The organism is Hirschia litorea (assembly GCF_042665075.1).
In the GTDB taxonomy this organism is placed as follows: Bacteria; Pseudomonadota; Alphaproteobacteria; order Caulobacterales; family Hyphomonadaceae; genus Hirschia; species Hirschia litorea.
The window spans coordinates 435,695-447,983 of the sequence record NZ_JBHTBR010000002.1 but is presented as its reverse complement, the minus strand read 5'-3'; the positions used below and the strand labels follow the sequence as shown (position 1 = coordinate 447,983).

8 protein-coding genes are annotated in these 12,289 nt (G+C 45.0%); all 8 read left to right on the top strand.

Annotated features, from left to right (window positions below):
* Positions 1-282: 282 nt before the first annotated feature.
* A complete protein-coding gene (locus ACFQS8_RS02240; RefSeq protein ID WP_382165299.1) occupies positions 283-2,214 on the top strand; it encodes a potassium/proton antiporter in 1,932 nt (643 codons plus the stop codon).
* 133 nt (positions 2,215-2,347) lie between these two features.
* Positions 2,348-3,985, top strand: coding sequence for a DUF389 domain-containing protein (locus ACFQS8_RS02235; RefSeq protein WP_382165297.1), 1,638 nt, complete (start codon positions 2,348-2,350; stop codon positions 3,983-3,985).
* Between the two features lie 3 nt (positions 3,986-3,988).
* A complete protein-coding gene (locus ACFQS8_RS02230) occupies positions 3,989-4,408 on the top strand; it encodes a hypothetical protein (protein WP_382165295.1) in 420 nt (139 codons plus the stop codon).
* Positions 4,409-4,476: 68 nt separating this feature from the next.
* The gene (locus ACFQS8_RS02225; protein WP_382165293.1) at positions 4,477-6,483 is read left to right on the top strand and encodes a TonB-dependent receptor family protein; all 2,007 of its coding nucleotides are present in this window, start codon (positions 4,477-4,479) and stop codon (positions 6,481-6,483) included.
* Positions 6,484-6,678: 195 nt separating this feature from the next.
* Positions 6,679-8,145, top strand: a complete 1,467-nt coding sequence (locus ACFQS8_RS02220; protein ID WP_382165291.1) for an efflux RND transporter periplasmic adaptor subunit — start codon at positions 6,679-6,681, stop codon at positions 8,143-8,145.
* 3 nt (positions 8,146-8,148) lie between these two features.
* On the top strand, positions 8,149-8,847 hold the full coding sequence (locus tag ACFQS8_RS02215) for an ABC transporter ATP-binding protein (protein ID WP_382165289.1): 699 nt from the start codon (positions 8,149-8,151) through the stop codon (positions 8,845-8,847).
* Entirely contained in the window at positions 8,844-10,073 is a 1,230-nt protein-coding gene (locus tag ACFQS8_RS02210) for an ABC transporter permease (protein WP_382165287.1), read from the top strand. The genes ACFQS8_RS02215 and ACFQS8_RS02210 overlap by 4 nt, the downstream gene beginning before the upstream one ends.
* Entirely contained in the window at positions 10,066-11,457 is a 1,392-nt protein-coding gene (locus ACFQS8_RS02205) for a TolC family protein (protein ID WP_382165285.1), read from the top strand. The genes ACFQS8_RS02210 and ACFQS8_RS02205 overlap by 8 nt, the downstream gene beginning before the upstream one ends.
* Positions 11,458-12,289 lie beyond the last annotated feature (832 nt).

Below are 12,289 nucleotides of genomic sequence, written 5' to 3'. Positions count from 1 at the left end.
AGGATTTCGGTCTGCATAACATAAGAACAGTCTACTGTTTCTCATTTCAGGTCAGCTAACACGGAAAAGTATTCACTCCAACAATACCTCCCAACGCGTTTCTGAGCTTTTTCTCTCCCGGATCGCCTATCAACACTCCCTCAAACTATTCAATACTCTCATATTTAATCCGCATATTGCTTGGAACATTAACTTTAAAAAATCTACACCTAGCTATCGCCAAATCGATCCTTAAGATAACAATTCGTGAATCATTTTATTTGCGAATATTGGGAATAGGTTATGGATGTAGGGATCGTCATTCTTGCTGTTTCTGCGTTATGTGCGGGTGCAATACTTGCCGGCGCAGCGGGACAGAAAATTGATGCTCCCCTTCTTCTCGTCTTCCTACTTGCAGGCATGTTGGCGGGACGTGAAGGTCCGGGCGGAATAGCCATTGATGCTGACCAAACAGTCCTAATCTGGACGTCAGCTGCACTTGCGGCCATCTTGTTTGAAGGTGGCTTACGCACCAAACCGAACATATTTAAAGATGGTCTCAAACCCGGCATCTCACTTGCCGTAGTTGGAACACTAACAACAGCTTTTCTAGTGGCCCCCTTTGCACATTGGGCTTTTGGGTTAGATTGGCGCGCCTCTTTATTGGTTGGTGCTATAGTAAGTTCTACAGATGCAGCCGCAGTATTTGCCCTTGCTGCTACGGGACTTAAGCTTCCAAAGAAGGTTGCCGCCGCTCTGGAAGTTGAATCAGGGTTTAATGATCCACTCGCTATTTTCTTGGTCTTAGGCTTATCACAATCTATCGCATTGGAGCCTCTCAGCACCAGCGATTGGGTTTTTAGTCTAATTACCAAGGTCGGTATTGGAACGCTTGTCGGTGCAGGGTTTGGCTATTTTGCCCCAATGCTTCTTTCAAAACTACACCTCCCTAGTGGGTTGATGTCAATTCTCATGGCCGCGCTTGGTTTCATGTCTTTTGGAATGTCCGAAACCTTTGGCGGAAGCGGTTTTCTGGCTATCTACTTGGCCGGTGTTACCATCGCAATGCGGGCTCCTATTCGTGCGCAACAGGCTGGTGCCGTTCTGGACGGTATCGCTTGGCTTTCACAAACAAGCCTCTTCCTTGTGCTAGGTCTTCTCATAACGCCTTCACATCTTAGCTCTGTAGCTCTGCCAGCGTTGGGAGTTTCTCTCGCCTTGATCTTCCTTGCGCGTCCTCTCGCAACCCTTCTGTCGCTTTCTTGGTTCAAATACCGCATACGCGATATGACCTTCGTCGCATGGACAGGGTTACGTGGTGCAACACCTGTTTTTCTAGGGTTGTTGCCAGCTGCTTTAGGGGTTCCCAATGGAAACCTCTACCTTTCTGCCGCCGCTGTTATTGTATTGCTATCATTGGTCATTCAAGGATGGACAGCACCAGTTGTCGGACGTGCACTCAAGTTGAACGAAGGGGACGACACCCCAATGGATCGCGGGGAAACTCTCGCACGCTTAGGTGCTGTCGGGGCCTCAATAGCAGTTGGGGCATGGTTTTCTTTCTCCCTTGCGCCAACTTCAACACTGCAATCTCCAGCGACCAATACCATTGCCTCGCTTCAGCAGGCACTAGAGAATGCTGAAACCATACCAACATCTTTTCCAGATGAGTTTTCAAACCTTCAACCAGCTGAAAAGAAGTCGCTCTTCACTCATACATTAAGAGATGTTCTAAACCGTATGAATACGGAAATAGAATTAGACCGCGCTCAACTTCAAACCTTAGAGGCGCGTTTAAAGGCACGCGGACGTTTAACTCTCTCTGAGGAAAGTAGCGTCAGCACCATTGCTAAGAAATATAATCTGGATTTTGGACTGCCCAACAAATTGCTTGATCAAATAGATATTGTTCCTGCTGACATTGCCGTTGCACAAGCCGCTCTAGCGACAGGTTGGGGTAATTCCGATAGCGCGGTATCTCGAAATGCTGTATTTGGTAGAGACACACAGTCTGGCTATGAATCACTTTTAGATGCCGCCTATGGCTTAGCTGCGCTTTATGCAAGCCACCCAGAGTTTGACGCTTTGCGTAAAGAACGTGCCAATCTTAGGAAGCAAGACAGTGTACCCAATGCCTCATCGCTGATTCCGTTGCTTGGCCCATTCGCATCTGATGGCCCAACATACATCGAGCAAGTTTCCGCTGTAGTGCAAAGCTTAGAGACGACGCCATAGTCTATAGAAACATGCTGACAAATCGTTTCTATTTTTGTATGACACGCGACTATTAGCCATTTCAACGCCACCTAGAATTGTTTTCAACGACTATAAAGCTTGAAATGTACGGCCCTTGCCGCAGGAAACCTCAATGTCTCAAACACAAACAGAATCTCCCAAACGCTCCAAATCTCCGTTCAGAAGTTTTAATATAGCGCTGAAATTGCTCTCTCGCGGCATTAATCATGAGAACGTCGTCGCAAGTGTACGTGATGGTGGTCAGCTATCAGGACGATATCTGTTTATGATCGTTATGTCGTGTGCAATTGCAACACTTGGCCTCCTTCTCTCATCACCTGCAGTCATAATCGGTGCCATGCTCATCTCACCCCTGATGGGACCAATAATGCTAATGGGTTTTTCCCTGAGCACATTGGACCTCATCGCTCTAAGGCGTTCCGTATTTTCCATGGCCTGCGGTGTTCTTAGTGCGCTTACAATTTCAATTATTATTGTCAAACTATCGCCGCTAACCGAGGCAACTCCTGAAATACTTGCCCGTACTCGCCCGAACTTTTTTGACCTACTTGTCGCAATTTTTTCGGGTCTAGCCGGTGGTTATGCAGTCATTCACAAAAAGGGAGAAACAATAGTTGGTGTTGCAATCGCAACCGCCCTAATGCCCCCCCTTGCGGTCGCTGGGTATGGGATTGCCGTTGGCGCAACGCAAGTAGCCGGTGGTGCATTCTTCCTCTTTATGACCAACCTACTCGCAATAGCACTTTCAGTTACCCTGTTGTCTCGATTGCATGGTTTTGGCCGTGAGCACGGACGTACAATGACAGTTTGGCAGACAGGACTTATCCTACTTGTTTTTGGTGCCCTTTCCGTTCCGCTTGTCGTTGCACTAAGAGATATTGCCTACGAAACAAACGTCACTCACACTGTCAAAGAATCTCTTACAGAGCCATTTCAGACCGGCCAAGCACGTGTTTCAGATATGTCGATTGGTTTCCCGAGGTCTGGGCCGATAGCAGTTGAGGCTACCGTTTTAACGCGCAACCGCGACCAGAGTGCAGAAAAGAAATTGGAGGACACCCTCTCTACTCGCCTAGGCCGCGCAGTTTCCATAGATCTAGACCAAATTCTAGTAAATGAAGATCAGGATGTGCAGCAGTTCAAATTCTTAAAATTAGCAGAATCGTCATTGGCAGCGCCTTTACGGGCAGAACTCAACAGTTTTAAAAATCTAGCTGAAGAAAGACGCACAGAAAACGAAATCCGTAACGCCGCATCTTTCCCAGTTAAAGCAGCTGACATCCAAGCAACAACACAAAGCGCTACTTTTTATGGTGCAGCATCTTCGGACTTTCCGATCTCTGCATGGCGCGCTTCGGAAACCGCCATGGCAACCAATTTTCCAGACTGGGGTGTGACAATAAATCCCCCCATAACAGAACTACCACTTATTGCTTTTAACGAAGGAAAGTCGGAGTTAACAGAAGCTGCGCTGAAAGTGATTGGCGATTGTGTCTGGGCTCTAAACAAGTGGGAAGTGGGAACCGTGGAAGTTGTAGGGTATGCATCTACGTCAGGCGATGTTCAGCGTTTCGATAATAATGCTCTAGCCTATCAACGTGCTGAAGCAGCTGCAGCCATACTTCGCGAAGCAGGTATCAATGCACGTCCTGTTGGCGAATATCGTGCATTCAACCAAAATTCCGACGAACGCGCTTTTGGTCGATTACGCTTCCAGTCTGTGTTGATACGCCCGGCAAGAGAAGACTAATTGATGGCTTTCTCTGCACTTCAGCGCATTTTTGTAAGCATAGCTTTTATAGCTATAATGCTGCGCGCTGTAGTGCCGGTAGGTTGGATGCTGACACCCGATGCTGCAACGGGCGATATTACAATTCAGCTTTGTTCTGGTCGAATGGTTTATTGGGATCCTGATAGTGGGAAACTACCAAGCTTAGATCATTCCGAATTGGAAGAAGTTCCGCTTCATGTGCCATCTGATGAAGATAGTGCCATTGCAAATTGTCCATTTGCCATGGCGACGCCTCTTTTTGTTGCAGCTAGCCCACTCGCATACAATCAAATAGTTTCCTACTCAAAGATTACACACATACGCCCACCTGTTCGTGGGCCTCCTAATCACAAAGTTGTTTCAGCGCCACTTCCGGCACGCGGCCCCCCTCTCTTTTCCTGATCCTCACTCATTTTAAAATCAGGTTGCACCGCATTTATTTCGGTGCATTAGAGAGAATATTATACAACATGTTGAATTTAAAAAACGGCTCAACCGTGAGCTTGTTCGCCCTTACCTGCGCCCTAACGTCTATGTCCGCAGCTTATGCCGACGAGGACAAACGCGTAGAAGATACTATTATTGTAACTTCACTAGCATCAACTCAAGCTGCAGAAGCGCTGGTCGCTAAAACACCTGGTGGAGCAGATATTGTATCCCACGAAGAATATGCAAACCGTTTTCTCGTTTCGCTTAGAGATACACTTGCTTTTTCACCCGGTGTTTATACTCAGCCGCGTTATGGCCAAGAAGTTCGAATTTCAATTCGTGGATCAGGAATTAGTCGAGGGTTTCACATGCGTGGTCTCACCCTCCTTCAGGACGGTGCTCCTATAAACCTTGCTGATGACAATGGTGATTTCCAAGAACTAGAACCCATTTTCTTTGATCACTTAGAAGTTTACCGTGGCTCGAATGCTTTGCGTTTTGGATCGGGGACTTTAGGTGGTGCGATCAATGGTGTCACCCCGACAGGAAAGACTGCTCAAGGCGTTTATCTGCGCGCTGATGTAGGAAGTTTTAACACCGCTCGAGGACTCATATCAGGAGGCACAAGCAGAGACAAACTAGACGCATGGGGAGCACTAAGCGCAGACACATCTGACGGAGACCGTGAGCATGCCAGCAGACAATCAGTCCGGTTCCACGGTAATATCGGATACGCAATATCGAACAATATCACATCGCGTTTCTATGCAAGTATAAATCAGATAGACCAAGAACTTCCCGGCGCTCTGACCGAGGAAATAGCACTTACCGAGCCTAAAACTGGTAATTTTTTCAATGACCAAGCTCGCGATATAGATTCGGTACGCATTCAAAACCAAACACTTTTTAACCTTGGGGAAAGTGAACTAAAAGTTGGTCTTTTCTACAATGACAAATCCTTATTTCATCCAATTTTTCAAGTAGTTAACTATGACTCGATAGACCAAGGCATCTTCACGCGTTGGAACTGGATAGGTAAAAAATGGGAAGTATCACTTGGAGGAGAAGCCCGTTTTGGTGACATCGAATCCAAACGCTTTGTAAACAATAACGGCACAAGTGGAGACCTTACATTTGATGCAGATCAAAATGCTTATACCGCCAACATCTATGGTGAAGTCCGATTCAAACCAACAAATCAACTAACCCTTATCGGTGGCGGGATATACGCTAATGGAGAGCGTGAACAGCATACTAAATTCAACAGCTTTATGGGCGGCCCAGTAGATGCTACCGGAAAAGCTGATTTTGATGCCTTTTCACCAAAACTCGGTGTCTTATACACTGTCGACAATACCATTCAGCTATATGCTAATTACAGTAAATCCGCTGAATTTCCAGGTTTTATAGAACTTGCTCAAATAGCTTCATTCGTCCCTATTGAAGAGCAAACCGCATGGACTTTGGAAACCGGCTCAAGAGGTAGTTTAGGTATTGCAGAATGGGACATTTCCCTCTACCGCTCTGAAATTGATAATGAAATTCTCCAATTCAATATTGATCCAGATACTCCGGCCTCAACTTTCAATGCTAATGATACCATTCACCAAGGCTTAGAGGCAGGCCTCTCTTTGCAATTGAGTGAATGGCTAAAATTACGCCAAATCTATCAATATTCTGATTTTAAATTTGAAGATGATAGCCAATATGGCGATAATACATTGCCAGTCATACCTGAGCACGTGTATCGGGCGGAACTACAGGTTGGGTCAAACAGATTCAATGTTGCGCCAAGTCTAGAATGGATCCCTGAAGGTCCATATGCGGACTACACAAACACCAAACAACTCGATGGATATGTACTCCTAGGCTTAACAGCGAGCATACGAGTGTCCGACAGTATTGATTTTGTAATCGACGCTCGAAATTTGACGGATGAAAGAGCTGTTGGAGATGTAAGCGCCACTATAAGCGCGGATGCCTCCTCTAGAATTTACACGCCAATAGAGCGACGCGCCGTATTTGGAAGCATACGCGCTCGTTTCTAATATTATTAATATGCCGGACTGTAATCTAATTTTCGACTTAGAGCACAGTTCGGCATTTTTGATTTTCTTAGAAAAGAATCATTAAAAGCGACGGATCTTCTTTGTCCTGACCGTATAACTCAAGATCGCACCTTACATGGCGACAATATTTACAGTTTGATCTTATTAGTCGAACTAAATTCTTGAGGTTTTTTGATGCAAAAACGCGTTCTGTATATTGGTGTTGGTATTAGTGCCATCATTGCAGCGTCGATCTTATTTTCACGTGGAACCGCGTCTATAGACCAATCTAAATATCAAATTGAAACTGCTAAGGTTGAAAGTGGTGATGTCGCACGATTGGTGGCCGCTTCCGGTGCTGTACGTGCCCTCACTACCGTGGAAGTTGGGTCTCAGGTTTCCGGGCTAATCATCGAACTTCTTGTAGATTTCAATAGTGAAGTAACTGAGAACCAAATCATTGCGAAGATAGATCCGCAAACGTTTGAATCCCGTGTCGCATCTGCACAAGCTGACGTAGATAGTGCACGAGCAAATTTACAAGTGCAACAAGCATCCATAGATCGGGCAGTCGCAAATTTACAAAAATATGAAAAAGACTTCGACCGACAGACAGAACTTTATAAAGAAAATGCAATCGCACTTTCGACGCTCGAAGATACTGAACGCCAACTAAATGTGGCAAAGGCTGACCTCGCCGTCGCAAAGGCACAGCTTACCTCTTCACGTGCAGCTTTATCACAACGTCTTGCAAGCTTACAGTCTGCAGAACTGGACCTTGAGCGCTGTATAATCAGATCTCCAATAAATGGTGTTGTTATCGAGAGAAGCGTAGATGTTGGACAAACGGTTGCTGCCTCTTTTTCCGCACCTGTCCTTTTCCAAATAGCAAATGATCTAAGTGACATACGAATAGATGCCGCCGTCGTTGAGGGTGATATCGGTGGAATTGATGCTGGTGACCCTGTAACCTTTAAGGTCGACGCCTATCCAGACCGCACTTTTGAAGGGGTTGTGGAACAAGTAAGGCTTGCGTCTGAAACGCTGCAAAACGTGGTCACTTATACTGTTGTGATTGCCGCTAAGAATCCAAAGAACATTCTTTTACCTGGAATGACTGCCAATGTTGAGATTACAGCGGAAAAACGCGAAAATGTTCTCCGCCTAGCAGAAACGACAACCCGTTTCCGTCCACCTACAAATGGCCCTGAGGTTCTTGATGCATCTGACTCCCGGCCTAGAAAAGAAGGCAATAACCCAGCAACGCAATTGATCAATAGCTTGGAGATTAGCTCTTCACGAAAGGACAAAATAGCCCAATTAATTGGTGCTGAGTTTGAACAGGCAAGACAATCTGCATCAAATCGAGGACCAGGGCCTGGCAATGACCGCAATGCTATGCGCCAGCAAATGCAAGCAAAGATAGATAATATATTAAAATCTGAACTCAGTGATGAAGAATATAAAAGCTTTAAAGATAACCAGAACGCACGGTCTGACCAGAAAATGGTCGAGCTATATCAGCTTGCAGATAATACCAGTCTTCAAAAGTCCAAAATCTTAATTGGGTTATCTGACGGCAAATATGTAGAAGTTCTACGCGGGGCCGATATTGGGGACGAATTTATCTCTAGATTAACCGTCCGCACGTCAGAAAAATAATTCATGACCAAAATTGAACCACTCATCCAGTGCAAGAAACTGACTAAAACCTATGTTATGGGCACACAAGAAGTTCATGCACTAAGGGGCGTGGATGTTGAATTCCGTGCTGGTGAAATGACCGCGATTATGGGCCCTTCTGGTTCTGGAAAATCCACTTTAATGAACTTAATCGGTGCACTCGATGTCCCAACATCAGGTAGTTTATTTATAAACGGTAGAGAGTTAGCTGCTTTAAAAGCTGACCAATTAGCCGATATACGTAATGAAACGATAGGCTTTGTATTCCAGCAATTTAATCTGTTAGGTCGCGCATCCGCCCTGACAAACGTTAAATTACCACTTCGGTATGCACGTACCCCCGTTGCAGATATTGATGCTCGCGCCAAAGAATGTCTTGAAATGGTTGGGTTGGATGATCGTTTAGATCACAGACCAATGCAACTTTCCGGTGGCCAGCAACAACGTGTTGCAATCGCACGGGCATTGGCTGGGTCGCCTAAGATTATTCTCGCCGATGAACCTACAGGCGCACTTGATACCAAAACCTCAGTTGAGATCATGCAATTGCTCGTAGGACTACGTACGCAAGGTATCACTGTCGTTCTTGTAACGCACGAACAAGACGTCGCGGACTATGCTGATCGACAGATTGATTTTCGGGACGGAGAAATCGAACGTGATACACGGAGGCAGGCATGAAACTTGGCGTCGCACTACAATCTGCTCTTGAAGCGTTAGCTGCAAACCCATTGCGTAGTTTCCTCACAATGTTTGGTATCATGATAGGAGTCGCATCTGTAATGGCCATGATGGCTATTAGTGAAGGCGCTGCAAACCAAGTTGATGCTCAAATCTCTTCACTAGGTGCAAATAACTTAACTATTAGACCAGGCTCTTCAATGCGCGGTGGTCGCTCTTCAGGTGCAGCCAGCCGTACTCCCCTTAGTGAAAACGAAATAGAAGAGCTTAAGAATGAACCCTATGCACTCGCGGTGTCTGCACGCAATAACGGTAGTGTAACTGTTGTCGCTGGTGAAATGAACTGGGTTACAAGCCTCGAAGGTGTAAATACTGATTACTTCGTTTCACAATCCCTTAAAGCTGTTGAAGGTCGCCTTTTCGATGAACGCGAGCAGACTGCTGGTGCAGCTTATGCTGTCATCGGAAAAACTATTGTAGAAAACCTATTTAATGGAACAAACCCGATCGGCCAACGAATACGAGTGAATAATGTGCCAATCGAAATTATAGGTGTTTTGGAAAGCAAGGGAACATCAAATTTTGGTAGAGACCGCGACGATGTCGTCATCATCCCTATTACAACTGCACGCAATAGAATTTTAGGTTCTCACCCCACCGTTGCTAAAGATGTCAGCTCTATCGAAGTTTCTGTCAGAGAAGGTTACGACATGACAGAAGTTCAAGAATTAATAGAAGAAAAATTAAGAGACTTAAGACATATCCGTCCCGGGGCGGAAGATGATTTCAGAGTATTTAATATTGCAGATTTTATACGGGCAAGATCTAGCACTCAAGCAACTTTTGGAGTCCTTCTCGCATTCACCGCCGCTGTGTCTCTTATAGTTGGCGGTGTTGGCGTTATGAATATCATGCTCGTCTCGGTGACCGAACGCACCAGAGAAATCGGACTAAGAATGGCGATTGGCGCACGAAAAGTTGATATACTTGGACAGTTCCTTATTGAAGCAATTGCGCTATGCCTAATCGGCGGATTAATCGGCTCTGCTCTTGGTGTGGGTGCGGCAGAGTTAGCTGCTAAATTGGGGGACTTTCCAGTGAATATCTCCGTTCCTATTGCAATAATAGCTATCGGAGCATCTGTTTTTATTGGATTGTTCTTTGGCTTTTTTCCTGCCCGACGCGCTGCACAACTAAACCCTATTGAGGCTCTACGGCATGACTAAATTTTCAACCAAAGCACTTCTCAGCGTCTCTATACTGGCCATCTCTGGATGCGCTACCAGCGCAAATACAGCAATTTCGACACAGCAAATTCAGAGCGAATTAAATTTATTAAACGCACCCGCAAACTGGGCTTTTGGACCGCAAATTAACGCGGAAATTGCAGACAACTGGGCGTCAATTATTGATGACTTAGAACTAAAAGAGCTTATTCAAGAAGCACTTGAAAACAATCACTCATTGAAAGTCAGCGCAGAGAATATAGCCCGGTCACAAGCTTTGCTAAAACAGTCTGGCGCATCAAGACTACCAACTCTTTCATCAACCCTTTCCTCGACCGGTCGTACGGCGTTGGATGATATTAATTTGGGAGAGACGTATTCTGCAGGTTTAAACGCAAGTTGGGAAATAGATTTATGGGGTCAAATTCGCGATAATATTACGAGTGCAGAATACGACCTTGAAGGTGTGAAGTCGGTATATAACAGCGCAAAGCAATCTCTTACAGCCAGCGTTATCCGCGCTTACACCAATTTAGTCGAAGCAAAAAACAGAAGAGATTTATCAAAAGCCACATTGGATGCACAGTTGGAAACGCTGAGGATTGTCAATGTACGTTTTGAATTTGGAAATGCTAATCATAGAGAACAAGTGTTAGCTCAGTCAGATGTTGCCAATGCCCAAGATAATCTTGCTGTAGCAGAAGCAGATGTACGTACAGCTGTTCGCGCACTGGAAGTATTGTTAGGTCGCTACCCCGATGCAACACTTCAAATCTCTGACAATTTCCCTAAAGTTTCAACCTCTATTGCTGCTGGGCAGCCAGCGGACCTCCTCCGTCGACGTCCAGATGTTTTGAGCGCCGAATATAATGTCCGAGCAGCATTCGCCAATGAATCTAGTACCGTTTCAAGTAAATGGCCTACACTCCGCATAAATAGTGATTTGGCGTCCTCCGTCGATAACTTAGGAGATATCCTCAATCCCGCAGATTTAGCATTATCAATTGGGGCACGCCTAGCCGATACATTATTTGATGGTGGCCTAACCAATGCGAGGATAGAAGCGGCACAAGCAACTAGTCGCCAGGCTGTCCGCTCATATGGACAAGTTGTTTTAGATGCATTTGCAGATGTGGAAAATGCACTAGATACAATCAAGCTCTTGGATGAACGCTATGAATACGTACTTAAAGCCTCTGAAGCGTCTCGCGAAACACTCCGCCTTGCTGAAATACAGTACAAAGCCGGAGATTTTGAACTTTTAGATGTTCTAACTTTCCGTCAGCGTAGTTTTCAATCGGACCAAGCTCTTTTGTCCGTAAAGCGTCAATTAATCGATGCTCGGATAGCGCTATATCTAGCATTGGGTGGAGGCAGCACATAGCTGCCCTTATTTTGAGACAGCTCTGTTAATTTTCTGAAAAAATTTCCGCTCAAATAATAACGGATAATTTCAAACAACGTGATGGTGCCGAGGGCGGACCAGTTTTGAGATTTTTCTTTCAAATAAAATCAGTGACTTAGGAAATAATTGGCTTCGATCACCAACAATAATGCCAACAATTCCCACCTAACACGTTGGTTCGATGACACTTTTTCGGAAAAAAATTTCAAATTCACTATAATTTATCACCGCATAGAAAGCAATTTGTCTAACTCCTAAGTTTTAAATCAGCTATCCCAATGGTTCAAATTTCGACCGTTTCTCAGTCTTCTAAAGTTTAATGCTGGACATGCAAACAATGTTTATTTCTATAGCCTAGATGCTAAGCTCACCCCGATTTATTTAACATATCTCCATACTAATTGCGGACGTCGATAGCATTTTCCTCCAAGAACATTACTGACCTCAACAGTGCATTCTTTAATGATTAAAGGGGGATCAGTTCATAGCCCGTAGGAATGTACTTAGGCATACTGACGAGACAAAAAGTGATAGACATCTGTTTGCTAGATAAGCGTGAAGAGGCTAAAGCTAACCTAAGTCATTTAGGCAATATTTTTATAGTTGTAAGGTGTAACTGTCTCTCTGTCCCAACTACGCTTAGAAGGCATGGCAAATATTCTATCAAGGTGTAAATAATGCCAATTACCCGCTGGTATTAGGGATAAAGGTCGTCGTGTTTTTTGTAGGAGCGCATTCTATACCATTATAGATAAAGTCTGTCCTTCAGGGACTAAACGACCGTAAGCTTTACTCTTATTAAGTTTAAATT